Origin of the sequence: Streptomyces humi (assembly GCF_001005085.2) — a bacterium.
GTDB classification, from domain to species: Bacteria; Actinomycetota; Actinomycetes; order Streptomycetales; family Streptomycetaceae; genus Streptomyces; species Streptomyces humi.
In genome coordinates, this window is sequence record NZ_LBMU02000011.1 from 72,245 (window position 1) to 98,786 (window position 26,542).

At 72.1% G+C, this 26,542-nt stretch carries 28 protein-coding genes and 1 pseudogene; 12 read left to right on the top strand and 17 right to left on the bottom strand.

Going from position 1 to position 26,542, the window contains the following annotated elements; genetic code table 11:
- Positions 1–23: 23 nt before the first annotated feature.
- From AAW13_RS03370 to AAW13_RS03380, 3 genes are all read left to right on the top strand, one after another.
- The gene (locus AAW13_RS03370; protein ID WP_046733900.1) at positions 24–1,517 is read left to right on the top strand and encodes an APC family permease; all 1,494 of its coding nucleotides are present in this window, start codon (positions 24–26) and stop codon (positions 1,515–1,517) included.
- Between the two features lie 12 nt (positions 1,518–1,529).
- Positions 1,530–3,161 (top strand): amidohydrolase, encoded by a 1,632-nt coding sequence (locus AAW13_RS03375; protein ID WP_046733901.1) that lies wholly within the window; start codon positions 1,530–1,532, stop codon positions 3,159–3,161.
- A 178-nt stretch (positions 3,162–3,339) separates the two neighbouring features.
- Complete coding sequence (locus AAW13_RS03380; protein ID WP_046733902.1) at positions 3,340–4,371, top strand: 7-epi-alpha-eudesmol synthase; 1,032 nt, start codon at positions 3,340–3,342, stop codon at positions 4,369–4,371.
- 153 nt (positions 4,372–4,524) lie between these two features.
- Here AAW13_RS03380 and AAW13_RS03385 read toward each other — a convergent pair whose 3' ends face one another.
- The 5 genes from AAW13_RS03385 to AAW13_RS03405 are packed head-to-tail and all read right to left on the bottom strand — an operon-like array spanning position 4,525 to position 8,923.
- Positions 4,525–5,766 carry a cytochrome P450 gene (locus AAW13_RS03385; RefSeq protein ID WP_046733903.1) on the bottom strand — a complete coding sequence of 414 codons (1,242 nt, stop codon included), beginning with the start codon at positions 5,764–5,766 and terminating at the stop codon, positions 4,525–4,527.
- A complete protein-coding gene (locus AAW13_RS03390; protein ID WP_046733904.1) occupies positions 5,763–6,368 on the bottom strand; it encodes a GTP-binding protein in 606 nt (201 codons plus the stop codon). Before AAW13_RS03390 ends, AAW13_RS03385 begins: the two co-directional genes overlap by 4 nt.
- Positions 6,349–6,720 carry a DUF742 domain-containing protein gene (locus AAW13_RS03395; protein ID WP_046733905.1) on the bottom strand — a complete coding sequence of 124 codons (372 nt, stop codon included), beginning with the start codon at positions 6,718–6,720 and terminating at the stop codon, positions 6,349–6,351. The genes AAW13_RS03390 and AAW13_RS03395 overlap by 20 nt, the downstream gene beginning before the upstream one ends.
- Positions 6,717–7,127 (bottom strand): roadblock/LC7 domain-containing protein, encoded by a 411-nt coding sequence (locus AAW13_RS03400; protein ID WP_046733906.1) that lies wholly within the window; start codon positions 7,125–7,127, stop codon positions 6,717–6,719. Before AAW13_RS03400 ends, AAW13_RS03395 begins: the two co-directional genes overlap by 4 nt.
- A 5-nt stretch (positions 7,128–7,132) precedes the next feature.
- Complete coding sequence (locus tag AAW13_RS03405) at positions 7,133–8,923, bottom strand: sensor histidine kinase (RefSeq protein ID WP_046733907.1); 1,791 nt, start codon at positions 8,921–8,923, stop codon at positions 7,133–7,135.
- 348 nt (positions 8,924–9,271) lie between these two features.
- On the opposite strand from AAW13_RS03405, the gene AAW13_RS03410 reads away from it, so the two are divergent.
- Both AAW13_RS03410 and AAW13_RS03415 read left to right on the top strand, forming a co-directional pair.
- A complete protein-coding gene (locus tag AAW13_RS03410; RefSeq protein ID WP_046733908.1) occupies positions 9,272–9,634 on the top strand; it encodes a DUF1304 domain-containing protein in 363 nt (120 codons plus the stop codon).
- Complete coding sequence (locus AAW13_RS03415) at positions 9,631–10,197, top strand: TetR/AcrR family transcriptional regulator (protein ID WP_046733909.1); 567 nt, start codon at positions 9,631–9,633, stop codon at positions 10,195–10,197. Before AAW13_RS03410 ends, AAW13_RS03415 begins: the two co-directional genes overlap by 4 nt.
- A gap of 69 nt (positions 10,198–10,266) precedes the next feature.
- Here the strand turns inward: AAW13_RS03415 and AAW13_RS03420 are convergent, their stop codons facing one another.
- Both AAW13_RS03420 and AAW13_RS03425 read right to left on the bottom strand, forming a co-directional pair.
- Entirely contained in the window at positions 10,267–11,373 is a 1,107-nt protein-coding gene (locus AAW13_RS03420; protein WP_046733910.1) for an NAD(P)-dependent alcohol dehydrogenase, read from the bottom strand.
- Between the two features lie 25 nt (positions 11,374–11,398).
- Positions 11,399–12,856, bottom strand: a complete 1,458-nt coding sequence (locus AAW13_RS03425) for an aldehyde dehydrogenase family protein (protein WP_046733911.1) — start codon at positions 12,854–12,856, stop codon at positions 11,399–11,401.
- Between the two features lie 104 nt (positions 12,857–12,960).
- Here AAW13_RS03425 and AAW13_RS03430 point away from each other — a divergent pair, with 104 nt between their 5' ends.
- Together AAW13_RS03430 and AAW13_RS03435 are read left to right on the top strand one after the other, a co-directional pair.
- Entirely contained in the window at positions 12,961–13,389 is a 429-nt protein-coding gene (locus AAW13_RS03430; protein ID WP_046733912.1) for a MarR family winged helix-turn-helix transcriptional regulator, read from the top strand.
- Positions 13,390–13,581: 192 nt separating this feature from the next.
- Positions 13,582–13,974: an anti-sigma factor antagonist gene (locus tag AAW13_RS03435; protein ID WP_046733913.1), complete on the top strand. Its 393-nt coding sequence runs from the start codon at positions 13,582–13,584 to the stop codon at positions 13,972–13,974.
- An 18-nt stretch (positions 13,975–13,992) separates the two neighbouring features.
- On the opposite strand, the gene tuf is transcribed toward AAW13_RS03435, so the two are convergent.
- From tuf to AAW13_RS03450, 3 genes are all read right to left on the bottom strand, one after another.
- Positions 13,993–15,186, bottom strand: a complete 1,194-nt coding sequence (tuf, locus tag AAW13_RS03440; RefSeq protein ID WP_046733914.1) for an elongation factor Tu — start codon at positions 15,184–15,186, stop codon at positions 13,993–13,995.
- A 65-nt stretch (positions 15,187–15,251) separates the two neighbouring features.
- Complete coding sequence (locus tag AAW13_RS03445; RefSeq protein ID WP_046733915.1) at positions 15,252–16,208, bottom strand: ribose-phosphate diphosphokinase; 957 nt, start codon at positions 16,206–16,208, stop codon at positions 15,252–15,254.
- A gap of 60 nt (positions 16,209–16,268) precedes the next feature.
- Entirely contained in the window at positions 16,269–16,985 is a 717-nt protein-coding gene (locus AAW13_RS03450) for an SDR family oxidoreductase (RefSeq protein WP_046733916.1), read from the bottom strand.
- A gap of 76 nt (positions 16,986–17,061) precedes the next feature.
- On the opposite strand from AAW13_RS03450, the gene AAW13_RS03455 reads away from it, so the two are divergent.
- Entirely contained in the window at positions 17,062–17,886 is an 825-nt protein-coding gene (locus AAW13_RS03455; RefSeq protein ID WP_046733917.1) for a helix-turn-helix transcriptional regulator, read from the top strand.
- A 197-nt stretch (positions 17,887–18,083) separates the two neighbouring features.
- Complete coding sequence (locus AAW13_RS03460) at positions 18,084–18,716, top strand: DUF4230 domain-containing protein (protein WP_420855427.1); 633 nt, start codon at positions 18,084–18,086, stop codon at positions 18,714–18,716.
- A gap of 22 nt (positions 18,717–18,738) precedes the next feature.
- On the opposite strand, the gene AAW13_RS03465 is transcribed toward AAW13_RS03460, so the two are convergent.
- The 6 genes from AAW13_RS03465 to AAW13_RS03490 are packed head-to-tail and all read right to left on the bottom strand — an operon-like array spanning position 18,739 to position 22,484.
- On the bottom strand, positions 18,739–20,499 hold the full coding sequence (locus AAW13_RS03465; protein ID WP_046733919.1) for a complex I subunit 5 family protein: 1,761 nt from the start codon (positions 20,497–20,499) through the stop codon (positions 18,739–18,741).
- Positions 20,499–20,846: a sodium:proton antiporter gene (locus AAW13_RS03470; protein WP_046733941.1), complete on the bottom strand. Its 348-nt coding sequence runs from the start codon at positions 20,844–20,846 to the stop codon at positions 20,499–20,501. Before AAW13_RS03470 ends, AAW13_RS03465 begins: the two co-directional genes overlap by 1 nt.
- Before the next feature lie 22 nt (positions 20,847–20,868).
- Positions 20,869–21,609, bottom strand: coding sequence for an MnhB domain-containing protein (locus AAW13_RS03475; protein ID WP_046733920.1), 741 nt, complete (start codon positions 21,607–21,609; stop codon positions 20,869–20,871).
- Complete coding sequence (locus tag AAW13_RS03480; RefSeq protein WP_046733921.1) at positions 21,606–21,860, bottom strand: Na(+)/H(+) antiporter subunit B; 255 nt, start codon at positions 21,858–21,860, stop codon at positions 21,606–21,608. Before AAW13_RS03480 ends, AAW13_RS03475 begins: the two co-directional genes overlap by 4 nt.
- Complete coding sequence (locus tag AAW13_RS03485) at positions 21,853–22,305, bottom strand: MrpF/PhaF family protein (protein WP_046733922.1); 453 nt, start codon at positions 22,303–22,305, stop codon at positions 21,853–21,855. Before AAW13_RS03485 ends, AAW13_RS03480 begins: the two co-directional genes overlap by 8 nt.
- The gene (locus tag AAW13_RS03490; RefSeq protein ID WP_046733923.1) at positions 22,302–22,484 is read right to left on the bottom strand and encodes a hypothetical protein; all 183 of its coding nucleotides are present in this window, start codon (positions 22,482–22,484) and stop codon (positions 22,302–22,304) included. The genes AAW13_RS03485 and AAW13_RS03490 overlap by 4 nt, the downstream gene beginning before the upstream one ends.
- Positions 22,485–23,197: 713 nt before the next feature.
- Between AAW13_RS03490 and AAW13_RS44030 the strand changes: the two are divergent.
- Both AAW13_RS44030 and AAW13_RS03500 read left to right on the top strand, forming a co-directional pair.
- A pseudogene (locus AAW13_RS44030) lies at positions 23,198–23,662 on the top strand (VanZ family protein); the annotation flags it as partial.
- A gap of 166 nt (positions 23,663–23,828) precedes the next feature.
- A complete protein-coding gene (locus tag AAW13_RS03500) occupies positions 23,829–25,073 on the top strand; it encodes a glycoside hydrolase family 16 protein (protein ID WP_046733924.1) in 1,245 nt (414 codons plus the stop codon).
- A gap of 16 nt (positions 25,074–25,089) precedes the next feature.
- Here AAW13_RS03500 and AAW13_RS03505 read toward each other — a convergent pair whose 3' ends face one another.
- Positions 25,090–25,347, bottom strand: a complete 258-nt coding sequence (locus AAW13_RS03505; RefSeq protein ID WP_046733925.1) for a hypothetical protein — start codon at positions 25,345–25,347, stop codon at positions 25,090–25,092.
- Between the two features lie 67 nt (positions 25,348–25,414).
- Between AAW13_RS03505 and AAW13_RS03510 the strand changes: the two genes are divergently transcribed.
- Positions 25,415–26,467 carry a PHP domain-containing protein gene (locus tag AAW13_RS03510; protein WP_046733926.1) on the top strand — a complete coding sequence of 351 codons (1,053 nt, stop codon included), beginning with the start codon at positions 25,415–25,417 and terminating at the stop codon, positions 26,465–26,467.
- The last annotated feature ends 75 nt before the right edge of the window (positions 26,468–26,542 follow it).

Here is a 26,542-nt window from a genome sequence, read left to right on the forward strand (position 1 = left end):
GGTGCGAGCGGAGTGTGCCGGCCATGACCGACCAGCCCTACACGGCGGACCCCCCGGAGTTGCGCAGATCCCTGTCCGTCCTGGACGGCGTGGCGGTGGCCGCGTCCAGTACGGCCGCCACCACCAGCATCGGCATCGGCCTGGGCGTGACGGCCGGAGTGGTCGGGCTGCATCTGCCGGCCATCATGCTGCTGGCGTTCCTGCCCGTCCTGGGTATCGCGGGCGCCTACTCACGGCTGAACCGGGTGGAGCCGAACGCGGGCAACGGCTATGTGTGGGTGGGCCGTTCGCTCAACCCCTGGCTCGGCTTCACGGTCGGCTGGGTGAACATCGTGGCGACGGTCGCCTTCCTCGCGTACACCACCGCGGTGACCGGATCCGCGATGCTCCAGCTCGCCGGTGAGGCCGGGCTGCACCGCGTCGGCCCGCTCGCCCTCGACCCGGGTTCCACGGCGCAGACCACGGCGGTCGGCATCGTCGTCCTGGTCGCCGTCACCCTGACCGCCGTGACCGGCATCCGCACCGCCGCCCGCCTCCAGACCGGACTGCTGGTCTTCGAGTACGTGGTGCTGCTCGGGTTCTGCGGCTACGGCATCGTGGCCGGCCCGCACCCCTTCAGTCTGAGCTGGTTCGACCCGTTCGCGATCCCGTCGGCCTCCGCGCTGGCCCAGGGCCTGCTGCTCTCGGTGTTCTGCTACTGGGGCTTCGAGGCCGCGTTCAGCGTCAACGAGGAGGTGCGCGACCCCCGGGACGCCTCCCGGGCCGGGCTGATCACCCTGGTGACGATGCTGGGGCTGTTCCTGCTGGGCTCGGTGGCGTTCCAGCGGGTGCTGTCCGAGCGGGAGCTGGCCGGGCACGGGGCCGAGGGGCTGGCGTTCTTCGGCGACCGGCTCGCCGCCCAGCCGTGGGCGGCGCTGCCGCTGGTGGCGCTGATGTTCTCGGCGGTGGCCTCGCTCCAGGCGGGGGTGATCCCGACCGCCCGTGGCATGTTCGCGATGAGCCGGGACCGTACCCTCGGGCCGGTGTGGTCCAGGGTCAGCTCCCGGTACGGCACCCCGGCGGCCGGGACCCTGCTGATCGGCGCCCTCGCCACGGCGGTCGCGGCGCTGGCACTGGTGATCCCCAGGCTGGCCGACATGATCATGGCGACGGTGAACGCGGTCGGCATCGTCGTCGCCGTGTCGTACGCGCTCACCGCGCTGGCCGCCGCGGCGCGGTTCCGCTCGCTGCTGCGGGAGGACTGGCGGCAGGGCGTACGGGCCGTGGTGCTCCCGGCGCTGAGCGCCCTGGCGCTGCTGGGCCTCGGCGGCTACCTCGGCTGGTCCTTCTACACCTCCGCCGACCACTTCGAGGTCAGCGCGGACAACGGCTGGTTCCTGCTGACCACTCCGCTGGTGATGATCGCGTCCGGCTTCGTCGCGGCCGCCTGGGCGAAGTACGTGCGCCGGTCGCCGTACTTCCGCACCGGCGAGGGCACCGACGCCGACGCGCCCCAGCTGCTCACGACCCCCAACTGAGGAAAAGGAAACATGCACGCAGATCTGCTCTTCACCGGCGGGCCCGTCCTCACCCCGGAGGGCCCGACGGCGACCGCCGTGGCCGTCACCGGCGACCGTGTCACGGCCGTCGGGCACGACGAGGTGCGGGCCCTCGCGGGGCCCCGCACCGAGGTGGTCGACCTCGCCGGACGGCTGCTGCTGCCCGGGTTCCAGGACGCGCACGTCCATCCGGTGCCGGCCGGGCTGGAACTGGCCCAGTGCGATCTCACCGGGCTGCGGACCGCCGAGGAGAGCGTGGCGGCCGTACGGGCCTACGCCGAGGCCCGTCCGGAGCGGGAGTGGATCCTCGGCGGCGGCTGGTCGATGGAGGCGTTCGAGGGCGGTACGCCGACGAAAGAGCTGCTGGACGCCGTCGTACCGGACCGGCCGGTGTACCTGCCCAACCGGGACCATCACGGCGCCTGGGTGAACAGCCGGGCGCTGGAGCTGGCCGGGATCGGCCGCGACACGCCGGACCCGGCCGACGGGCGGATCGAGCGGGACGCCTCCGGCGCGCCGAGCGGCACCCTCCAGGAGGGAGCCATGCAGCTGGTCGGCCGGCTCGCCCCGGCGGCCACCGCGGCGGACCGGCTCGCGGCGCTGCTGCACGCCCAGCGGTATCTGCACGCGCTCGGCATCACGGCCTGGCAGGACGCGCTGATCGGTGACTTCCTCGGCATGGACGACCCGGCCGGGGCGTATCTCGCGGCGGCCCGGGACGGTTCGCTGACCGCGCGGGTGGTCGGGGCGCTGTGGTGGGACCGGGAGCGTGGCGCCGAGCAGATTCCCGAACTCGTCGAGAAGCGGGCCGCGTTCAGCCACGGCCGGTTCCGGGCGGGCACGGTGAAGCTGATGCTGGACGGGGTCGCGGAGAACGGCACGGCCGCACTGCTCGACCCCTACCTCGACGCGTGCGGCTGCGCCACCCGCAACCGGGGCAAGAGCTTCATCGATCCGAAGCGGCTTCCCGAGTACGTCACCGAGCTGGACGCGCTCGGCTTCCAGTGTCACTTCCATGCGCTGGGCGACCGGGCGGTACGCGACGCGCTGGACGCCGTCGAGGCGGCGCGGACCGCCAACGGCCTCCGCGACACGCGGCCCCACCTGGCACATCTCCAGGTCGTGCACCCGGCCGACGTGCCGCGTTTCGCCCAACTCGGCGCCACCGCCAACATCCAGCCGCTGTGGGCCGCGCACGAGCCGCAGATGGACGAGCTGACCATTCCCTTCCTGGGCTCCGAACGGGCCGGGTGGCAGTACCCGTTCGGGTCGCTGCTGCGCTCCGGGGCGCGGCTCGCGGCCGGCAGCGACTGGCCGGTGAGCAGCCCCGACCCGCTCCAGGGCGTCCATGTGGCGGTGAACCGGGTCGAACCGGGCGGCGCCGCGCCGGTGTTCCTGCCGGAGCAGCGGCTGAGCCTGACGGCGGCGCTCACGGCGTACACGGCCGGATCGGCGTACGTGAACCACCTCGACGACACCGGCCGGGTGGCGGCCGGGGCGCTCGCGGACCTGGTGGTCCTGGACCGCGATCCGTTCGCCGGGCCCCCGGAGGACCTCGCGGACACACGCGTCGCGCACACATACGTCGGGGGCGCGCGAGTGTACTCGGCTCAGGAGGCGTGAGCAGTAACACACATCACGGTGGGGTCACGCGTAGATCATTTACGCTCTGGGCAGCCTCGTAGCGCTTCACGGCTCAACTTTCGAGCCACGAAGGCCAGTTCGAGTGCACGGGTGGCCGACAGGCCACCCGTACGCAGGGACGGGGGGACTCTGCGCTCTGTCTCCCGAAAGGAAACACATGCCTCAGGACGTCACCTTCGACCTGCCCTTCGACACCCCCGTGAGCGAGCATCTGGAGCACGCGCGCGCCCGTCACCTGCGCTGGATCTGGGACATGGACCTGGTGCGGAGCAAAGCCGGGTTCGAGGAGTACAAGTCGTGGGACCTGCCGCAGGCGGCCGCCCGGACCTACCCGCACGCCTCGGCCGAGGACATGGTCGTCCTGATGAACTGGTTCTCGCTGGCCTTCCTGTTCGACGACCAGTTCGACGCGAATCGGCCGGACCGCGCTGACCGGATCGCCGACGTCGCCCGTGAGCTGATCGTCACCCCGCTGCGCCCGGCCGGGATCCGGCCCCGCGTGGTCTGCCCGATCACGCTGGCGTGGGCGGAGGTCTGGCAGCATCTCTCGGATGGCATGTCCTTGACATGGCGGACGCGGTTCGCGGCCTCCTGGGGCCGGTTCCTCGTCGCACACTGCGAGGAGGTCGACCTGGCGGCCCGCGGGCTGGCGGGAACGCTCGACCTGGACGAGTACGCGGCGTTCCGGCGCCGTACCGTCGGCATCCACCACAGCATCGACGCGGGCGAGCGCAGCCGCGGCTTCGAGGTGCCGGCCCAGGTGCAGGCGCATCCGCTGATGGAGCGGATGCGGGATCTGGCCGCGGACACCATCGGGTTCATGAACGACATCCACTCCTTCGAGCGCGAGCGGCGCCGCGGCGACGGCCACAACCTGATAGCGGTGCTGCACCGGGAGCGGGGCGGCTCCTGGGAGGACGCCATGAAGGAGGCGTACCGGATGACCACGGCCTGCCTCGACGAGTACGTCGAGCTGGAGGGGCGGGTGCCGCGCATGTGCGACGAACTCGGTCTCGACGAGAAGCAGCGGGACGACGTGCGGATGGGGGTGGAGGCCATCCAGCACTGGATCAACGGCAACTACGTCTGGGCGCTGACCTCGGGCCGGTACGCGGCGGCCAAGGAGGGGCCGGCGGTCGCGGCGGAGCGGGCCGGGCAGGGCTCGGTGGACGACCTGCTCGCCGTGTGAGGCACCGACGGCCCACCGGCCTGTCAGGCCCCGGACGGCCCCCGCCGGCCTGTGAGGCCCGACAGTCCGCCGGCCTGTGAGGCACCGAACGGCCTGGGGCCGCCGTCCCCGCGGACGGCGGCCCCAGGCCGTTCTGCTGCCGCTTCCCGAGGCTCAGGCGGCGAACTCCACCGGCAGGCTGTCCAGCCGGGACTCCCAGGTGGAGGCCGTCGAGGTGAGTTCGTCGGCGGGGACGGCGAGGCGCAGTCCGGGCAGCCGGTGCAGCAGGACGTCCACGGCCGTCTCGATGATGCCCTGTCCGATGTTCTGCCCCGGGCATTCGTGCGGTCCGGCGCTGAACGCCAGGTGTGACTGGTTGCCGGCCACGGAGGCCGCGATGTCCGGGCGGATCACCGGGTCCACGTTGCCGGCGGCGAGACCGAGGAGCAGCATGTCGCCCTCCTTGATGGCCCGTCCGCCGAGCTCCAGGTCGGAGGTGGCGAACCGGCCCGGCAGCACGGCCAGCGGCGGGGTGTTCCACATGACCTCCTCCACCACGGAGGACATGTTCAGCTGGCCGCTGACCAGACCCGAGCGCAGGGCGTCGTCGGTCAGGACGATCTCCAGCACCCGGGCCAGCAGGTTGCTGGTGGTGGTGTGGGCGGTGATCAGCACCAGCCGCAGGTGCTGGACGATCTCGTCGTCGTCCAGGCCCGAGTGGTGGTCGATGAGCCCGGAGGCGAAGTCGGAGCCGGGCTCCGCGCGCTTGCGGGCGGCCAGTTCGGCGAGGATCGAGACGATCTTCTCGTTGTGCGCGAGGGCGTCCGCACCGCCCTTGATGACCTGCGCGCTGGACTCGGCGAGCGTGCGCCCCTCGCTCTCGGCGAGTCCGAAGACCCGGGTGAGCACCAGCATCGGCAGGTACTCGGCGAAGTCCGTGACCAGGTCGGCCCGGCCGCTGTCGGCGAAGGCGTCGATCTGCTTGTTGGCGAAGTGCGTGACGTGGCGGCGGATGCCGCGGCCGGCCACCTTCAGCAGGTTGTCGGTGACCGCACCGCGCAGCCGGCGGTGCGGTTCGCCGTCCTGGGAGACGCAGTCGGGGCGCCAGCCCACCATCTGGATCAGGGGCGAGGTCTCGGAGACCTTGCCGTCCAGCCAGTCCCGCCAGATCCGCGAGTCACGGCTGAACTGGAGCGGGTTGTCGAGGACGCGCCGGTTCTCCCGGTACCCGAGCACCAGCCAGGCGGGCACGTCGCCCTCGACCAGGATGGGCGCGACGGTGCCGTACACGTCCCGCAGCCGCTCGTAGATGCCGTGCGGGTCCTTCTCCGCGTCCGGCCCGTACAGGCGGGTGACGCCGGTGCCGTGGGCCACCGGGCAGCCGCCCCCGGCGCCCGGATCGTGCGGCGCGCTCATCGGGACTCCAGGGCCACGGCCGAGCGCTCCTGAAGGTGCTGGATGAGCGCGACGAGCACGTCCCGGCTGGAGGCCCGGTCCCGGGCGTCGCAGGCCACGATCGGGGTGTGCGGGGAGATGTCGAGGGCGTCCCGGATCTCCTCGACGGGGTGCTGCGCGGAGTCCGGGAAGACGTTCAGGGCGATGACGAAGGGCACGTTCTGCCGCTCCATCTCCTCGATCGCCCGGAAGCTGGAGGCCAGCCGGCGGGTGTCCACCAGGACGATCGCGCCGAGCGCCCCCTTGAACAGCCCGTTCCACAGGAACCAGAACCGTTCCTGCCCGGGGGTGCCGAACAGGTACAGCATCAGGCTCTCGTTGAGGCTGATCTTGCCGAAGTCGAGGCTGACCGTGGTCTCGGCCTTGTCCGCGACACCGATGAGGTTGTCGACGCCGACGGTCGCCTGGGTGAGCGTCTCCTCGGTGGTGAGCGGCTTGATGTCGCTGACGGAGCGGACCATCGTGGTCTTCCCGGTGCCGAACCCCCCGGCGATCATCACCTTGACCGAACGGGTCCCCCCGGCACCGGGGTCGCCGGGATGGTCAAAGCCTTTCAAGTCCACTGAGTACCTCCTGGAGGAGCGCGAGGTCGGGCCCGCGTCCGGCGTGGTGCGCCGGAATGGGATCACGGGCTTCAATACGGCCTGCGTCCAGCAGATCCGCCAACAGCACCGCGAGAATGTTGAAGGGCAATCCGAGATGAGCGGTGAGTTCGGCCACCGAGAGCGGATCGCGGCAGCGCCGGACTATCTCCTCGTGCTCGTGCTGCATCCCCGGGACCGGGGCGGCGCGGGAGACGACGAGGGTGGCCACGTCGAGGCTCGACGCCGCCCCGCCCGGTCCGCTGCGCCCCCCGGTGAGGACGTAGTAACGCTCGAGACCGGAGGGGTCCGTGGGCCGGCGGGGAGCACTCATCCAGAGTGCTCCTCCAGGCGCGGAGAGGTGCCGAGCAGCTCGCCCATCCGCCGGGACAGGTCCCTCATCTGGTGGCCGAGCAGCCCCTGGTCGAGCCCTTCACGGGCGAGGACCCCGAGATACGTCTCCACACCGGCCCGCACGACGAAGAGGTGACCGCCGTCGACCTCGATCATCGCCAGCCGCAGCTGCCCCGCGTACTTGGGGAACTGCTCGGCGACGGGCTGGGCGAGCGCCTGGAGCCCTGCCACCACGGCCGCGAAGCGGTCCACGTCGTCGGGGTCCTCGGCGCCGAAGGAGGTGATGGCCTTGCCGTCGCTGGAGGCCACGAGGGCGAAGCGGATCTCCGGGATGCTCTCCACGAGATCGCGGAGCGCCCAGCTCACGTCGGTTCCCTGTTGCGTCATGTGGACTAGTCGCTCTCTTCAGTGCGGTGCTCCGTGGCCTCGCGTCCGGCGGCGGCGTCATCGGCGCCGGCCGGGGTCGCGGGTGCCACGACGTCTTGGTCTCCGGTCAACTCGGCCTCGCTGTCCGCCTCTTCGTCGGCCACGGGCACCCGGCCCGCGGTGGCGAAGGCGGCCAGACCCGCGAAGGACTCCTCGGGCGGGACCGCGGTGAACGCGGCGCCCTCCGTACGGACGGCGCGCGCCTCGGGCTGCTCCTCCTCCGCGCGGCGCCGGCTGCGCCGCCGGGGCAGTCCGCCCGGGGTGGTGTCCAGGGCCTCGCCGGACTCCGGCTGGCTGACGGGTTCGACGACGACCGGGCCCTGCGCCTGCACCGGGGACGCGGCGGCGGGGGCGGCCGCCACGGGTGCCGGGGCGGCGGGGGCCACGGGCAGCGGGCTGAAGTACTTGTGGGGGACCACGACGACCACCGAGGTGCCGAGCCAGGGCGAGTCCGCGAAGGTGACCCGGATGCCGTAGCGGCGGGCGAGGATGCCGACGACCCGCAGGCCGATGTTGGCGTCCTCGGAGATGCCGCCGATACCGGGTCCGGCCGCGGTGCCGGCCAGGGAGTGCTCGGCCTCGCGCTTCTTCTCCTCGCTCAGGCCCTTGCCGGAGTCCTGGATCTCGATGCCGACACCGTTGGGCACCTCCTTGCCGGAGACGAGGACCGGCTCGGTGGGCGGCGAGTAGCGGGCCGCGTTGTCCAGGAGGTGCGAGAAGATCAGCGTGAGGTGGTCCACCAGACCGCCGTCGACGCCGAGTTCGGGCAGGTGCCGGACCTCGACGCGGTGGAAGTCCTTGATCCGGCCGATGCCACCGCGCACCACGCTGAGCAGCCGCTGGGGCTCCTGCCACTGCCGGCCCGGGCGGTCCGAGCCGCCGAGCACACCGATACTCGCCGCGAGCGAGTCGGCGGGGCCGAGCTCCTGGTCGAGCTCCATGAGCCCGCGGGCCACGGCGGGCAGCCGGCCGTGCTCGCCCTGCATCTCGTGCAGCCGGCCGCGCAGCTTGCTGGTGAGGACGTGGATGCGGTTGCCGATGCTGATGACGGCCTGTTCGGCGGAGGTCGAGCGGTTGAACTCCTCCTCCACACCGATCAGCGAGGTGCGCAGGATCCGGCGCAGGTCGGCCTGGAGGTCCTTGTCGACCTTGGCGCACTGCTCGGTCACCGGCAGCAGGTCGTCGATGGCGTCGCCGTCGCGCAGCCGCTTCAGCGCCTCGGGCAGCTGCTCGTCGGCGAGCCGGGAGATCGCGGCGCGCTGGTGCCCGACCTGCTCCTGCCAGACCTCGGCCTGGTCGGCGAGCCGGCCCTCGGCGGCCTTCAGCTGGTCGGCGAGCCGCTCCTCGTACGCCCGTGCCTGCTCGGCCAGTTGGGTGTCGTAGTGGGCGGTCTGCTCGTCGAGCCGGGACTCGAACGCGGCCGCCTGCTCGTTCAGCTGGCCCTCCAGCGTGGCGCGCTCGGCCGAGAACTTCCGTTCCAGACCGGATACGTGCTGCTGCCACTGCTGGGAGTGCTCGGCCTGCGAGCTGCGGAACGATCCCTCGGCGCTGCGCAGTTGACGCTGCGAGCGGATCAGTAGTCGTACACACACGAAGCTGGCGGCGGTGGCCGCGGCACCGGCGACGGCCGCGGTTATTCGCTCGGAGCTCATGAACGTGGCGGCGACCGTCCCTCCCCCTAAGGCCAGCGGCATCAGCCACCAGCTGTACCAGGCGACAGGGGCCCGCGCCGCCGGCGGCGGAGTGGCGAGTTCCATCTGCATCCTTCGAAGCAACACAATCGAACAACAGCGAACAGGGGCAGTGTGCGAAGGCCGCACTCATGAGCACGCACAGCGGGACGGACCCTCCGTGGGGTGCGTCAACTCGCTGTGACGGAATGGAGCTTATCGGGTTTGAACCCGAAAGGATCAACCTCGGCAAGCAGAGGAAGTGAGGGTTCCGTCACGCTCCGACAGTTGGCAGCAAAGCAACAAATACCCATCCCCGAACGGGACTTGTCGACTTGTACACCCTCGACCCCCGACTTGGGGCCACCGGGATCCACTGGACACCTGTCCAGCTATAGTGGACACCCGTTCAAGAGTGGGGAGGGTCCGCCGATCATGGAAGTCCTGGCGAACGTGCTGGTCGGGCTGGTGGCCGCGTTGCACGCGTACATCCTGGTGATGGAGATGTTCCTGTGGCAGAAGACGCCCGGGATGCGGTTCCACGGCTTCGACGCCGAACTGGCCCGGCGGACCGCGCCGTTGGCCGCCAACCAGGGGCTCTACAACGGCTTCCTGGCAGCCGGCCTGGTGTGGGGACTGGTGGCGGCCGACCCGACGGGCTTCGCGGCGCAGGTGTTCTTCCTGTCGTGCGTGGTGGTCGCGGGGGTGTACGGCGCGGCCACCGCCAGCCGGCGGATCCTGTTCGCGCAGGCGCTGCCCGGCGCGCTCGCCCTGGCCGCCGTGCTCGCCGCCCGGTGACCGGCCGGCCGGCCGCGGAGGACCCGCGGGCCGCCCGCACCCGGGCGCGGCTGCGGACGGCCCTCCTGGCGGAGTGCGCCGAACGGCCGCTCGCGGAGGTGGGCGTGACCGCGCTGGTACGCCGGGCCGGCGTCGGGCGCGCCACGTTCTACGTCCACTACGACGGCCTGGAGGCGCTGGCGGTCGACGCCTGCGCGGACGTCGTACGGGAGGCCGTGGACGCGCTGCACGCCTGGCGGGGGCGGCCCGATCCGGTGCACGCTCCCCCGGCGCTGCGGGAGTTCTTCGGGGGACTGGTTCCGCACGCGGCTCTGTACCGGGAGCTGCTCACGCCCGGTGGCGGCGGCCCGCTCGGCCGGGTGCTGCACCAGGACCTGCGGGCACGCAGCCTCGCCGAGCGGGAGCTGGTGGGGGCGGCGGACGCCCCGCTGGTGGCGTCGGCGGTGGCCGCCACCTTCGCCGGGGTGCTGGCCGACTGGCTGCACGGCCTGCTGGAGGCCGGCCCCGGCGAGGTGGCGGACCAGGTGTGGCAGTTGCTGGTGGCCCTGCACATGAGCCGTTGACCGGTACCGGGGCCCGCGGTCGGCTGGTCCCGGCGGCCGGTGGGACGGTGTACCAGGTCCGGGTCCGGGTCAGAAGGTGAGCACGGGCTTGATCGCCTTGCCCGTGGTCATGTCCTGAACGGCCCGGTCGATCTCGGCGAACGGGTAGGTGGCGATCAGCCGGTGCAGCGGCAGCCGCCCCTCGCCGACCAGCCGGACCAGGGCCGGGATGAACGCCTGGGTCTCGCTGTCGCCCAGCGTCAGGCCGACGATCCGCTTGCCGGCCAGCAACCCGTTGACGTCCAGGGGCACTTCGGTGCCGAAGGGCGGGGCGCCCACGACGACCAGGGTGCCGCGGGCGGCGAGGGCGTCGACGCCCTGGCGGAGCACGCCGGTGTTGCCGGTGGTCTCCACGACGCCGTCGGCGCCGGCACCGTCGGAGATCCGCCGGACGGCGTCCGATATGTCCTCCCGGGTGGCGTCGACGGTGTGGGTCGCGCCCAACTCCCTTGCCAGTTCGAGCCGTTCGGCCACCCGGTCGACGGCGACGATCGTGGTGGCGGGGGTGATCGCGGCCGCCATGACCGCCGAGAGGCCCACCGCCCCGGCGCCGAGTACGACGACCGTGCTGCCGGTGGCCGGCTCCAGCACGTTCCACACGGCACCGACCCCGGTCTGCACCCCGCAGCCGAGCGGGGCGACCGACTCCAGCGGGACGTCCGGGTCGACCTTGACGAGGCTGCGCTCGTCCACCAGCGCCCGCTCGGCGAAGGAGGACTGGCCGAAGAAGTGCCCGCCGAGCGGCTCGCCGTCCCGGCTGACGGTGGCGGTGCCGTCGGCGCGCCGGCCGCCGATCAGGTTGAGCGGCAGCCAGGTGGCGCAGTAGGCGGGATGGCCGCCGTGACAGTTGCGGCAGTCACCGCAGGAGGTGAAGGACAGCACCACGTGGTCGCCGGGGGCGACGGAGGTGACGGCGGAGCCGACGGCCTCCACGACACCGGCGCCCTCGTGGCCGAGGACTCCCGGCAGCGGGAAGGGCAGTCCGCCGCTCGCCACGCCGAGGTCGGTGTGGCACAGACCGGTGGCCACCATCCGGACCAGCGCCTCGCGGGGCCCCGGTGCGTCGAGTTCGACGTCGGTGAGGGTGAAGGGTGCGCCGCCGGACTCGACCACGGCGGCTCGGGTGGTGATGGGCATCGTACGAACTCCTGGTCTGCGGGGCTCAGTCGAGCGCGACGACGACGGACTTGACCTTGGTGTAGGCCGCCAGGGCCTCGGGGCCGTACTCACGGCCGAAGCCGGAGGCCTTGACGCCGCCGAAGGGGACGGCGGGGTCGAGCAGCGCCCAGTCGTTCACCCAGACGATCCCGGCCTGGAGACGGGCGGCGACCCGGTGGGCGCGGCCGAGGCTGCCGGTCTGGATGCCCGAGGCCAGGCCGTACGGTGTGGAGTTGGCGAGGGCGACGGCCTCGTCCTCGGTGTCGAAGGGCTGCACCGTGAGGACCGGGCCGAAGATCTCGTCCTGGATCACCCTGGAGTCGTTCGGCAGGTCGGCGACGACGGTCGGCCGGTAGTAGAAACCGCCGTTCAGGTCGAGGCGTTCGCCGCCGCAGACGATCCGGCCGCCCTCCTTGCGGGCGAGTTCGACGTACTCCTCGACCTTGCGCAGGTGCTTCTCCCCCGCCATCGGGCCGACCACGGTGGCCGGGTCGCGCGGGTCGCCGACGGGGACGCCGGGGACGGCCTCGGCGAGGATGCCGAGCAGGGTGGCGTAGACCGGGCGGGCGACCAGGAGCCGGGGGCCGCCCATGCAGAACTGGCCGGTGTTGAAGACGAAGGCCTTGATCACCGCGCCGACGGCCTTCTCCAGGTCGGCGTCCTCGAAGACCAGGTGGGCCGCGTTGCCGCCGAGTTCCACGGTGACCGGCTTGAGGGCCTGGCCCGCCGTGCCCGCCACGTGCCGGCCGATGGCGGTGGAGCCGGTGAACGCGACCTTGTCGATGCCCGGGTGGCGCAGCAGGGCCTCGCCCGCGACCGGTCCGGCGCCGGTGACGACGTTGACCACCCCGTCCGGGACGCCCGCCTCCTTGAACAGGCGGGCCATGTACAGGGCGCTGAGCGGGGTCTCGTCGGCCGGCTTGTGGACGACCGTGTTGCCGGCGGCGAGGGCCGGCCCGATCTTCGAACCGGCCAGGATCAGCGGGAAGTTGAAGGGTGTGATGGCCGCGACCACGCCGACCGGTTCGTGCCGGGTGTAGGCGAGGGCATTGAGCGGGACGTCGCGGACGGCGCCGTCGAGGGAGTGCGCGAGGGCCGCGAAGTGCTCGTAGTCGTTGGCCGCGTTGGTGACGTCGACCGCCGTGGCCAGGGTGATCGGCTTGCCGACGTCCAGGCTCTCCAGGGCCGCGATCTCCTCGGCGTTCTCCCGGATCAGCTCGGCGATCCGGTGCAGCACCCGGCCGCGCTCCCGGCCGCTGAGCCCCGACCACTCCCCCGCGTCGAAGGCCTCCCGTGCGGCGCGCACGGCGGCGTCGACGTCGGAGGCGCCTGCCTCCGCGACCGTGGTGACCACCCGGCCGGTGGCCGGGTCGGTCACCTCCGTCCGGCCCCCGTCGGCGGCCTCCCGCCACTGTCCGCCGATGAACAGCCGCCCCGGGCCGGTCTCGAAGGTGGTCGTCATTGCCCACTCCCAGCGTTGGTCGCTTAGTGTTCAACAAACAGGATTCCTGTTGGTCCGCAGTCTGATTACAGACAGGATTCCTGTCAATGGTCTAGGGTGCACGCATGGTCGGTACAAAGACACGCCCCTCGCTGCTGTACATGGTCAAGCAGGTGGAGCTGGTGGTGCGCTCACGCCTCGACGAGCTGGTGAAGCCCGCCGGGATCACGGCGTTGCAGTACACGGCCCTGACCGTCCTGGAGCGCCACGACGGCCTCTCGGCCGCCCAGCTGGCCCGGGACTCGTTCGTGACCGCCCAGTCGATGGCCGACCTCGTACGGTCGCTGGAGAGCCGGGGGCTCGTCCGACGGGAACGCAATCCGCGCAACCGGCGGGAGCTGCTGATCCTGCTCACCGACGCCGGGCGCGAACTGCTCGCCGGGGTCGCCGGGCAGGTGCGGGAGCTGGAGGAGCGGATGGTCCGGGACCTCACCGCGCATCAGGAGGAGCAGTTCCGCCAGGCGCTCGGCAAGGCGTGGCACGCGCTCTCGTAGCCGAAGAGGCCGGACCAGGCCGCGCGGTACCGCTCCCACGTGCGGTTTCTCCGACTGTCGCGCACGCCACAGAAAATGGCATGCCGAAGCAGCAGACATATGTCAATCGAACATGCTCAAATTCCCTCCATCGAGGGTAACTTGCAAGGCGGGGAACGGAATTGACCGGCAGGGGTGGGAGGTGATGCCGTCGTGCGCCAGGAACCCCGGCAGGATCCCGCGCCGCTCACCCGGCACCTGCGCGTCCACCAGGACCACGGCCACACGGTGCTGGAGTTCCGGGGCGAGATCGACATCGCGGCGGCCACGGAGATCGCGCCCTACCTGGACCTGGTGACCGCGCGGAACGGTTCCCGGGTGGTGATCGACCTGCGGCACGTCGAGTTCTTCGACTGCTCCGGGCTGCGACTGCTGTACCGGGCCCGCAGCCGGGTGCTGGAGCGCGGCGGACAGCTCCGGCTGGTGTGCGCGCACCCGCTGACCCTGCGGGTGCTGAAGGTGACGGGCCTGTCCGGGCTGCTGCCGCCGCTGGCGACGCTGGACGCGGCCCTGGGCCTGCCCGAGGCCACGTCCGGCACCCTGTGAACGCCCCCGTGACCGGCTCTACTTGAGGATCCTCGTGACCTGACCGGCGCCGACCGTCCGGCCGCCCTCGCGGATCGCGAACTTCAGTCCCTCCTCCATGGCGATCGGCTGGATCAGCTGGACGTTCATGGTGGTGTTGTCACCCGGCATGACCATCTCGGTGCCCGGCGGCAGGGTGACGATCCCGGTCACGTCGGTGGTGCGGAAGTAGAACTGGGGGCGGTAGTTCTGGAAGAACGGGGTGTGCCGGCCGCCCTCGTCCTTGGCGAGGATGTACGCACGGGCCTCGAACTCCGTGTGCGGGGTGACCGATCCGGGTTTGATGACGACCTGCCCGCGCTCGACCTCGTCCCGCTTCACCCCGCGCAGCAGCAGCCCCACGTTCTCCCCGGCCCGGCCCTCGTCCAGCAGCTTGCGGAACATCTCGACGCCGGTGACCGTCGTCCTCGTCTTCTGCGGGTGGATGCCGATGATCTCGATCTCGCTGTTGACCCGCAGTACCCCGCGCTCGATCCGGCCGGTGACGACCGTGCCCCGGCCGGTGATGGTGAAGACGTCCTCGATCGGCATCAGGAACGGCCGGTCCACGTCCCGCACCGGCTCCGGTACGAACTCGTCCACGGCGTCGAGGAGTTCGAGCAGGGCCGCGGTCCACTGCGGATCGCCCTCCAGGGCTCGGAGCGCGGAGACCTTGACCACCGGGACGTCGTCGCCGGGGAACTCGTACTCGGTGAGCAGTTCGCGCACCTCCAGCTCCACGAGTTCCAGGATCTCCTCGTCGTCCACCATGTCGGTCTTGTTCAGGGCGACGACGATGTACGGCACGCCCACCTGCCGGGCCAGCAGGACGTGTTCCTTGGTCTGGGGCATCGGCCCGTCGGTGGCCGCGACCACCAGGATCGCCCCGTCCATCTGGGCGGCCCCGGTGATCATGTTCTTGATGTAGTCGGCGTGCCCCGGGCAGTCGACGTGCGCGTAGTGCCGGCGCTCGGTCTGGTACTCGACGTGCGCGATGGAGATGGTGATGCCGCGCTGCCGCTCCTCGGGCGCCTTGTCGATCTGGTCGAACGGCGTGAACGGGTTGAGCTGGGGGTACTTGTCGTGCAGCACCTTGGTGATGGCCGCGGTGAGTGTGGTCTTGCCGTGGTCGATGTGCCCGATGGTGCCGATGTTCACATGCGGTTTCGTCCGCTCGAACCTGGCCTTCGCCACTGGGGGCCTCCTGATCGCCTCGGTGCCGCCGAGCGCGGGTCAGCGCTACAACTCCTCCCTCCTGTCTAGAGGTTGCGCGGCTCTTCGAACAGGGCGCTCACGGACTCGCCGTTGTGAATACGGCGTACGGCCTCGGCCAGCGCCGGGGCGATGGACAGGATCCGCAGCTTGTCGGTGTGCTCTTCGACGGGCACCGGCACCGTGTTGGTGCAGACGATCTCCAGCACGTCGGGCTGCTCGGTCAGCCGCTTCAGGGCGCCCGCCGCGAACAGCCCGTGCGTGCAGGCGATCCGGATCGACCGCGGCGGGCCCAGCTCCCTCAGCCGCTCCAGGAGTTCGATGACCGTGCTGCCCTTGGCGATCTCGTCGTCGAGCACGATCACGTCCCGGTCCGCGACCTCGCCGATGACCGAGCTGATGACGACCCGGTCGTCGGCGAACCGCTGCTTGGCGCCGGCCGCCACCTGCGCGCCGATCAGCCGGGCGAAGGCGGCGGCCTCCTTGGCGTTGCCGAGGTCCGGCGAGACGACGGTGGTGCGGGTGAGGTCGTACCGCCGGAAGTGCGCGGCCAGCTCCCGCAGCGCGTGCAGATGGTCGACGGGCACCGAGAAGAACCCGTGCACCTGCGGGGCGTGCAGGGTCATCGCGAGCACCCGGCTCGCACCCGCGGCCACCATCAGGTCGGCGACCAGCCGGCCGCCGAGCGAGATGCGCGGGGCGTCCTTCTTGTCGGAGCGGGCGTAGGAGTAGTGCGGCATGACGACGGTGATCCGGCCCGCCGAGGCGCCCCGGGCCGCGTCGCACATCAGCAGCAGCTCCACCAGGTGCTCCTGCACCGGCCGGACCAGGGGCTGGATCAGGAAGACGTCCCGCTCCCGGCAGTTGGCCTGGAGCTGCACCTCCAGACAGTCGTTGGCGAACCTGCTGACCCGGGTCGGGCTGAGCGGCACCCCGAGGTGCGCGCAGACCTCCTCGGCCAGCTCGGGGTGGGCGCTGCCGCTGAAGACGGCGATGTCTCGCACGATCCGCTCCTCGCATGATCAATACGGGCCTACGGCCTCATGCTACGGACCGTGGCGCTCTCACCACGGCACGGGTGTGCCGTCCCAGGAGAAGAACCCGCCGGTCGGACCGTCGTCGGGCAGCAGCGCCAGCCGTACGGCACCGCGGGCGCCCTCGGCCGGATCGCCGCCCCGGCCGGCCAGACCGGGGACCAGGTCGGTGGCCCGCGCCCCCGGGGCCAGGGCGTTGACCTTGATGCCGTCCGCGGCCAGTTCCTGGGCGTACAGGACGGTCAGCGCGTTGAGGGCGGCCTTGGCGGAGCGGTAGGCGGCGGACCTGGGGCTGCCGTGCGCGAACTGCGGATTGGGGTGGGTACTCCAGGTGAGGGAGGCGGCGCCGCTGGAGACGTTGACGACGCGCGGGTGGGCGGAGCGGCGCAGGACGGGCAGGAAGGCGTTGGTGACCGCGACGACGCCGAAGACGTCGGTCTCGTACGTCCGCCGGAAGTCGGCGACGGCGGTCTCGCCGGGCGGGCCGACGACCGGCTGCACGCCCGCGTTGTTGACCAGGACGTCCAGGCGGTCCACGGCGGCCGCGGCCCGCTCGACGCTGCCGGGATCGGTGACGTCGAGGACGAGGAGCCGCGCGCCGGAACCGATCTCGGCGACGGCCCGCGCGCCCCGCCCGGCGTCCCGGGAACCCAGGTGGACGAGGAAGCCCTCCGCCGCGAGCAGCCGGGCCACATGGAAGCCGATGCCCTTGTTGGCACCGGTGACGAGTGCTGTGCGATCGTTCATGACAGCCACGGTTCCCCGGCCGCGTCCGCCCTGCCAGGGACCACCTGTACCAGGCGGACCGGGAAGGCGGCGCTCGGTGGCACGGCAGGAGCTGGCCCGCTTCCTGCGGGAGCGCCGGGCGGGTCTGCGCCCGCAGACGGTGGGCCTGCCGGCCGGCACCGCCCCGCGCCGGACTCCGGGGCTGCGGCGCGAGGAGGTCGCCGAGCTGGCCCACATGTCGGTCGACTACTACACCCGTCTCGAACAGGCCCGCGGTCCCCGCCCCTCCCCGCGCGTGCTGGACGCCCTGGCCGGCGCGCTGCGGCTGGCCCCCGCCGAACGCAGCCACCTCTTCCGGCTGGCGGGCTCGGCGGCGCCGCCGACGGGCACCCCGGCGGTGGGGCGGGTGCGCCCGCACGTGGCCGGGCTGCTGGAACGGCTGCCCGGCACCGCGGCGATCGTCACCGACGCGGCCTACGGCCTGGTGGCCTGGAACCCCCTCGCCCAGCTTTTGCTCGGCGGTGACCTGGGACGCGGGACGACCAACCTGGCCCGGCGCCGCTTCCTCGGCCAGGGCCTGATGCCCGTGAGCTCCACCGCCGAGGAGTTCGGCCACGTGGTGGTGGCCCGGCTGCGGCGGGCCGCCGACCGCTATCCGAACGACGCGCGGCTGACCGCGCTGCTCGCCGAACTGCACGCGGGCAGCGAGGAGTTCCGGTCGATCTGGGCGACACACCCGGTGCACGCCCCGGGTCACCGCGCCAAGGTCCTGGACCATCCGGAGCTGGGGCGGCTGCTGTTGAACTGCGATGTGCTGCTGGTACCGGAGGACGACCAGGAGGTCGTCCTCGTGACGGCCGACCCGGGCTCGCCGTCGGCGCGCCGGATCGCGGAGCTGGCGGCACGCGCAGGGGTCCGGTGACGTCCGTCCGGTCACTTCACGCACACGCGTGTACCAGTACTGCGTCAGCTGTCTCAATCAGCCGACAACACGGTCTGGCACGGTGTTCGGCGGGCATTCGTGTCCTTGGAAAGGAGGACCGTCACATGGCGAGTTCCACCAAGGAGAGCAAGGCGAGCTCCACGAAGGAGACGCCCGTCAAGGCCCGGCCCCGGCGCATGCCCGGCTGGGCGAAGCTGCTGAGCGCGTTCGTGCTGGTGCTTGTGGTGCTGTTCGCCGGGATCAAACTGGCGGTGCTGCCGGGCATCAAGGACCTGTTCGGCACGGAGACCCGCGACAACACGGGCCCCGCGCTCCTGAAGTCCATCCAGGACATGAACCGTTACGACGCCGCCTCGGGCAACTTCCAGGTCGTGGTGGACCTGGAGAAGGACGCGAAGTACCTGCCCAGCGCGATCCGCGGCACCCGCACCCTGTACGTCGGCGCGGGCACGGTCGACGCCTATGTCGACCTCGGGCAGCTCGGCCAGAAGGACGTGACGGTCAACGGCGACCGTACCGAGGCCACCATCCGGCTGCCGCACGCGCAGCTCGGCAAGGCCGCGCTGGACGCCGACCACTCCTACGCCGTGTCCAAGCAGCGTGGTCTGCTGGACCGGCTGGGCGACCTGTTCTCGGACAACCCCAACAGCGAACAGGCGGTGCAGAAGCTCGCGGTGAAGCACATCTCGGCGGCTGCCAAGGACAGCGGCCTGACCAAGCGCGCCGAGACCAACACCACCGGCATGCTGGAAGGACTGCTGCACTCGCTCGGGTTCACGGAGGTGCACGTGTCCTACGGGACGGTGTGACGGTCCGTCCGGCGCCCCCGGCTCAGCCGCCCAGCACCCCCGGCAGGGCCAGTGCGCCGAGCACCGTGGCGCCGACCAGCAGCCAGGCCACGTAGTCCCCGACGTGCCCGGACTGGAGCCGGCGCAGCGGCAGCGCCCAGCTCGGGGCCGTCAGGAGTCCGGGGCGGACGACGGCGACCGCGGCGAGGCCCACGGCGAGGAGGCTGGAGAGGCAGCCCAGCAGGACCCCGGTGGACGTCCAGTGGACGTCCACCGGGGTCCTGCCCGTTCCGGCCGCGGCGACCGCGCGGGACACCACCGTGGGGAAGCCGGGGGCGACACCGACAGCGAGGGCGCCGGCCAGCAGGACGGCGGGTACGAAGATCATGGTGCCCGGGATCCGGTCCAGTCTGCCCGACGTCTCCGGCTCCTCGTCGGCACCGGTGGTCTCGTACGCGGCGCCCTTGGGCGGCGGGGCTCCGAGGCCGAGGAAGACCCGGGCGGCCACCCGCAGCACCGCGCCCGACGTCACCGCGGACGCCAGGACGAACAGCACCGTGAGCGGTCCGCCGACCGCCTCCTCGGACACCGCTTTGCCGATCCCGGTGCCGAACGGCGGCAGACCGGCGAGGGCCAGCCCGCCGATGGCGAACAGGACACCCACCGTGCGCAGGTCGCGTCCGCGTCCGTGCAGCGCGCGTTCGTCGACGTTGCCGTAGCGGTCCAGGAGGATGCCCGTGCAGGCGAACAGGGCGGCCTTCACACCCGCGTGGCCGAGGATGTAGAGGGCGGCCCCGTCGTCGCCCTCCGGGGTGAGGACGCCCAGGGCGGCGAGGAACAGCCCGGTGTGGGCGATGGTGGAGTTGGCCAGCAGCCGTTTGATGTGCCGCTGGTGCCAGCACATGACCGCGCCGACCACGGCCGTGAGCACTCCGAGGGCGACGAGGGCCCGCTCCAGGTCGGCCGCCGGGATGCCACCGGGTCCGGCGAAGATCGTGCCGTACACCCGCCACACGCCGTACGCGCCGAGTTCGACCATGACCCCGGAGAGCAGCATGCACACCGGGGTGGGGGCGACGGCGTGGGCGTCGGGGAGCCAGAGGTGGAAGGGGACGGCGGCGGCCTTGACCAGCAGCGCGGTGAGCACCAGCACGAACGCGGCCAGGACCAGCGCGTCGGGGCGGCCGTACGCGTCCAGACCGCGGCCGATCCTGGACATGGCCAGTTCGCCGGTGCGGGCGTACAGCAGTCCGATGCCCGTCAGCATCGCGTACGCGCCCAGGGAGTTGACCACGCCGAAGGTCAGCGCGCCCTGCACCGCCTTCGCCTCGTCGATGCGGAAGCCGGTCAGCGCGTAGGCGACCACGCTCATCAGCTCGAAGAACACGAACATGTTGAACAGGTCGCCGGCGATCGCGAACCCGCACATGCCGGCCTGGAAGGCCAGCATCAGCGCCGGGTAGGAACCGGCGTGGCCGCGTGGCGGCTCCTCGAAGTAGTGCCAGGAGTACACCAGGGCGGCGAGCGTCAGCAGGGAGACGAGCACGGCCATGCCGAGGGACGGCCCGTCGCCGATCACCACGATCCCCACACTCTCCCCGTGGACCGGCCGCCAGCCGCCCACCCACTCGGTCAGCGGGGGCGAGGAGTTCAGCAGCAGGACCAGGGCGAGGACACCGGTGGCCGCGCAGACCGCGCAGGCGAAACTCTCGGCGACGACCCTGGGCAGCCGGCGGCCGGCCGCCACCAGCAGGGTGGCGCCGAGCAGCGGGCCGGCCGCGAGCAGCGGAAGCAGGTGGTGCATCAGCCGCGCAGCTCCGTCAGTTCGTCGGGGTCGACCGTGCCGTGCCGCTTGGCGATCTGGAGAACGAGCGCGAGCAGCAGCGCGGTGACGGTCGCGCCCACCACCACGTCGGTGAGGGCGAGGGCCTGCACGACCGGGTCGACCAGCGGCCGGGCGCCCGGCTTCAGGTCGGAGAAGACGGGCGCGGTGCCGCCGTCGCGGTAGCCGACGGCGAGCAGCAGGACGTACGTCGACGACTGGACGACGGCCAGACAGCCGACGGCATGGATCAGGTTCCGGCTGGTGGCGAGGCCGTAACAACCCGTCAGGAAGATCCAGACGGCGACCAGGTACGGGAAGACGTGCATCACGGAGTGCGTCACTGCGGGCTCAACTCCCCTTCTCCTCCTCGATCTCGACGGCCTGGTCGAGGAAGCGGGCGAGCAGCACCACGACCGCGCTCGCCACCTCCATGCCGATGGCCGCGTTCAGCAGGGGGACCGTGCCGCCGGAGGACAGCGTGTTGAAGGTGCCGTACGGCAGCAGGGTGTTGGCGAGGAAGGCGGTGCCGGCCAGCACTCCGGCGAGGCCGAGGACCAGGTAGGAACAGGCCGCGAGGGAGTCGGTGACCTCGAAGACGCCGATGGGCCGGACGCGTTCCAGGGCGCCGTAGTCGGCGCCGAGGTACAGCAGGTGCAGCGCGGTCGCGGCGACGACCCCGCCCTGGAAGCCGCCGCCGGGGCTGAGCTGGCCGTGCGCGATGACGTACAGGCCGGTGACCAGGGCGACGGGCAGCACCAGGAGGGCGTACCGGCGGACCGGCAGGGCCACTTCGGTGGGCTCCGGGCGATCCCGGTGTTCGTCCCGGTTCTGCCGGAGCAGGACCACGCAGCCGAGGACGGCGGCGAACAGGATGCTCATCTCGCCGAGGGTGTCGTAGGCCCGCTGGTCGAAGTTGACGGAGGAGATGACGTTGGCGGTCCGCCGGGCGAGGGAGGCGCGCACGGCGCGGTCCCCGTACGGGTGGCTGCCGCCGCCGAAGCCGGGCAGGTCGAAGCAGGCGGCGACCAGCAGCGCCGCCAGCCCCGCCCCGCCGAACGCCAGCACCCGGAGTCTGAAGAAACGGCTCACTTCCCGCCTTCCTTCCCGCGCCGTCGCACCTTGCGCACCGACAGCATGATCAGCAGCGGGGTCAGCGCCGAGCCGACGGCGAGCTGGGAGAGGCCCACGTCCGGGGCCTGGAGCACGGTGAACACGACGCCGAGGAACAGGCCGAGCAGGGACAGGACCAGAGCCTGGCGAGCCGGGTCCCGGACCGCCACGGCCGCGGTCGCCGCGCCCGCGGTGAGCAGCAGCGCGACGACGATCACCGCGTCAGCCACCGCGCACCCCCTGGAATCCGCCGGACAGCGCCCGGGAGGCGACCAGGTTCCCACCGATCAGCAGCGCCCCGACGACCAGGAGTTTCACCATCGCCCGGCCCGGCCCGGCCGCCACGCACAGGGCGACCACGACGGCCGCGTCCACGCCGACCGTCGTCCAGGTCAGGCCCCAGGCGGCGGCCCGGTCGTCCGTCAGGTCCTCGGCGAGCAGCCGGGCGAAGACGAGGGTGCCGACCGGGCCCAGCACGGCCAGCAGCAGGCCGAGGTCGACATAGGCCGTACGGTCGTAGCCCTGGGCGAGCAGCAGCAGGCTCGCGCAGACCACCGAGGTGGACAGGTTCTGGGCGACCACGCGGCGGCTCAACGGGCCGGTGGCCACCCCCCACAGGGCGGTACCCGCTCCCCCGGCCAGCAGCACGGTCGCCGCGAGGATCCAGCCGTTCACCGCCAGGTCACCGCCCGCCGGCCGGCCCGCGCCACCAGCGCGCCGATCGCCGCCACGCTCGCACCGACGATCCGCTCCAGGGTGTCGACGGTGCTGATGAACACCAGCCAGAGCAGGGCCAGCGCCACCCACCAGGCCAGTAGTTCGGCCGCGGCGGCGAGCGCCGTACGTCCGGTCATACGCCGCCTCCTCACCGGCCGCGCGACGCGATGTCCGATTCGTCGCTTCTTCGCCGCTTGTGCATCCAAGCATCGTGACCGTCGCCGACCGCGGCGGCACGCGGGAACGCACCCGGAGTGCCCAGGGAGCGCACCCGGAAACCAGCGGTCTGCTCCGGCCGCCGCCGGGCCTCCGGCATCGCCGCGCGTTTCGGGGGTAACTGGCTTACCACGCCGGAAGGTTGGAGAGTGGAGGACTGATGGCCAGCGCCGCCTCGCGCCTGCGCGGTACCAAGGGCGAGACCACCGAGGAGACGAAGAGGAACGGGGACACGGGTACGAGGGCGGGGCTGTTCACCAGGGCCGCACGCGTCGTCGGCGGCCACGGCACCGGGCCGGGCGCCGCCTCGAAGGGGGCCGCGCCCGCCAAGGCGGCGAGCCCCGGGAAGCGGACGCTCCTCGACAGATTGCGCGGTACCGGCCCAGCGGCGGGCACCGCCGGGGCCGCCGGGTCCACCCGGAAGACCACCGCGGCCGGCAAGGGCACGGCAGCCGGGAAGAACACCGCGGCCGGGAAGGGCGCGGCGGGCAAGAAGACGGCCGCCGGCTGGAGGGGCGCGTTCGGCAGGAAGAGCGCCGGCGAGGAGACTGCCGCCGGGAAGACCACCGGCAGGAAGAGCGCCGGAGAGAAGGCTGCCGCCGGGAAGGACGCCAAGGCGGCCAAGGCCGGCACCGAGCGCCGCCCGCTCCCCCTCCCCCTGCGGTTGCTGGCCATGACGCTCGCCTTCGCCGCGATGGTGGCGTTCGCCGTCGTGCTGGCCGACCTGACGCTGGATCCGTCCCCGGCGTCCGTGTCGATCGCCCACACCAATCTGCATCCCGGCGCGACCCTCAAGCTCTATCTGGACCAGCCCGCGTTCCGTGACGCCGTCAAGCAGATCGGTGGGAACGTCCTGCTCGGCGTCCCGTTCGGGATCCTCGTGCCGGTGCTCGCGCCGGGCGCCCGGGGCGTCCTGCGGGTGCTGCTGCTCACCGCCGTCGTGATGCTGCTGGTGGAGCTGGCGCAGGGCGCGCTGGTCACCGGACGGGCCTTCGACGTGGACGACGTCATCCTCAACACCGCCGGGGCGCTGCTGGGTTGGCTGCTCCTCGGCCGGCTGCTCGGTCGCGCGGTGCATGCCCGCAGGCGCAAGGCGTGACGACATCCCGATCGACCGGTACCGGCGGCCACGGCCGCCGGTACCGGTCTGTACCAGGGTATTGACGCCCACTTATCTCACTCCTTAAATCAAGAGGCGACGCCTTCACCCCCCACCCTCGGCCGGCCGCCTCCCCGCGCCCGGCCGCCGTACGGAAGGAAGAGCCGTGGCCTCCCCACGCCTGCTCCGCAGATGTCTCTTCGCCGCGCTGTCCGCGGCACTGGTCGCGACGGCCGCCGTCGGGCCCGCGCGGGCCGCGTCCGCGTCCACCGACGCCGGCGCGGCCGCCGTGACCTTCTCCGACAACTTCGACGGCGCCGCCGGTTCGGCGGTCGACTCCTCGAAGTGGACGCAGGAGACCGGCGACAACGTCAACAACCACGAACGGGAGTACTACACCTCGGGCACCGACAACGCGGCCCTCGACGGCCAGGGGCATCTGGTCATCACGGCCAGGAAGGAGAACCCCGCCAACTACCAGTGCTGGTACGGCACCTGCCAGTACACCTCGGCACGGCTGAACACCTCGGGGAAGTTCAGCGCCCAGTACGGGCACGTCGAGGCCCGGATGAAGATCCCGCGCGGGCAGGGCATGTGGCCGGCGTTCTGGATGCTCGGCACCGACATCGGCTCGGTCGGCTGGCCCAACTCCGGCGAGATCGACGTGATGGAGAACGTCGGCTTCGAGCCCTCGACCGTGCACGGCACCATCCACGGCCCCGGCTACTCGGGTTCGAACGGCATCGGCGCGGCCTACTCGCTGCCCAACGGCCAGGCCTTCGCGGACGCCTTCCACACCTTCGCGGTCGACTGGGCGCCCAACTCGGTCAAGTGGTCCGTCGACGGCACCGTCTACGAGACGCGGACGCCCGCCGACGTGGGCGGCAACACCTGGGCGTTCAACAAGCCGTTCTTCCTGATCCTGAACCTCGCCGTGGGCGGGTACTGGCCGGGCGACCCGAACAGTTCCACCGCCTTCCCGGCCCAGCTGGTGGTGGACTCGGTGTCGGTGACCACGAGCGACACGGCCACCGGCGCGGCCATCAAGGGCCTGGCCGGCAAGTGCGTGGACGTCGCCGGGGCGAACTCCGCCAACGGGACGCCCGTACAGCTCTACGACTGCAACGGCTCCGCGGCCCAGCAGTGGACCGTGGGCTCGGACGGCACGATCCGCGCGCTCGGCAAGTGCCTGGACGTGACCAGCGGCGGCACCGCGGACGGCACACCGGTCCAGCTCTACGACTGCAACGGCTCCGCGGCCCAGAAGTGGGCCGTCAGCTCGGCCCACGACATCGTCAACCCCCAGGCCAACAAGTGCCTGGACGTCACCGGCAACAACTCGGCCAACGGCACCCGGCTCCAGATATGGACCTGCTCGGGCGGCGCCAACCAGAAGTGGACGGTCGGCTGAACACCCGGCCCACCCGCTAGCGGCGCGGTGGGCGGGGGGTCCAGGTGAACTTGTCCCCGCCCACCCAGCACACCACGCCGGGGTCGTCGAGGTCGTGGACCGTGATGCCGTAGGCCGCCGCGACCGACAGCACCTCGGTGATGTCCCTCGCCTCGGCGACCACCTCGCCGTCGATCTCCACGATGCGGAAGGGCAAGGTGCCCGGCCTGCCGGTCATGACCCCGAGCACCAGGATCCGTGGCTGGGAGATGTGAGGGCTCGCTATCTCGGTCATGCAATCGAGGGTAGATCTCCGCGGGCGGAAGTGACCTGCCTGGGTCACCCTGTCGGTGGAGGTGGCCATGGACCCCGTCGAGGCGCTGGAACGGATCGCCTTCCTGCTGGAACGGGCCTCGGCCCCGACCTACCGGGTCCGCGCCTTCCGCACCGCCGCCCAGGTGCTGGGGGCCCTGCCCGCCGGGGAGACGGCCGCGCGGGCGCGGGCCGGGACCCTGGAATCACTCAAGGGCGTGGGCCCCAAGACCGCCCAGGTGGTCCGGGAAGCGCTGGCGGGAGATTTGCCCGGATATTTGCGCCGGCTTGAGGAAGCCGCGGGCGAGCCTTTGACCGGTCCTGGCTCCGGGCTGCGCGCCCTGCTGCGCGGCGACTGCCATCTGCACTCGGACTGGTCCGACGGGGGCAGCCCGATCGAGGAGATGGGGCGTACCGCGGCCGCGCTCGGCCACGAGTGGGCGGTGCTCACCGACCACTCCCCCCGGCTCACGGTGGCCCGCGGGCTGTCCCCGGAGCGGCTGCGCGAGCAGCTGGAGGTGGTGGCCGGGCTCAACGCGGGCTGGGCGCCGTTCCGGCTGCTCACCGGCATCGAGTGCGACATCCTGGAGGACGGCTCGCTGGACCAGGAGCCGGAGTTGCTGGCGCGCCTCGACGTGGTCGTCGTCTCGGTCCACTCCAAGCTGCGGATGGACGCGCGCTCGATGACCCGGCGGATGGTGCGGGCGGTCCGCGATCCGCACGCCGACGTCCTCGGTCACTGCACGGGCCGCCTGGTCACGGGGCGCGGTCGTCCGGAGTCCGAGTTCGACGCGGACGAGGTGTTCGCCGCGTGCGCCGCCTCGGGTACGGCCGTGGAGATCAACAGCCGTCCCGAGCGCCTGGACCCGCCCCGCAGGCTGCTGCGCCGGGCCGTCGACGCGGGGGTGCTGTTCTCGGTCGACACCGACGCCCATGCCCCCGGCCAGCTGGACTGGCAGATCCGCGGCTGCGCCCGGGCGGAGGAGTGCGGGGTGCCCGCCGAGCGCGTGGTGACCACCTGGTCCGCCGACGAACTGCTGGCCTGGACCCGGGAGGGGCGGCTGCCGGCCCGCGTGGCCGACGGCCCGGCCACCCGTGGGTGACACGCATCACGCACCGCCCCGGAACAGCGGGGGGAGGTTGTCCGTTGAACCATCCGTGGGAGCGGACGGGACAGT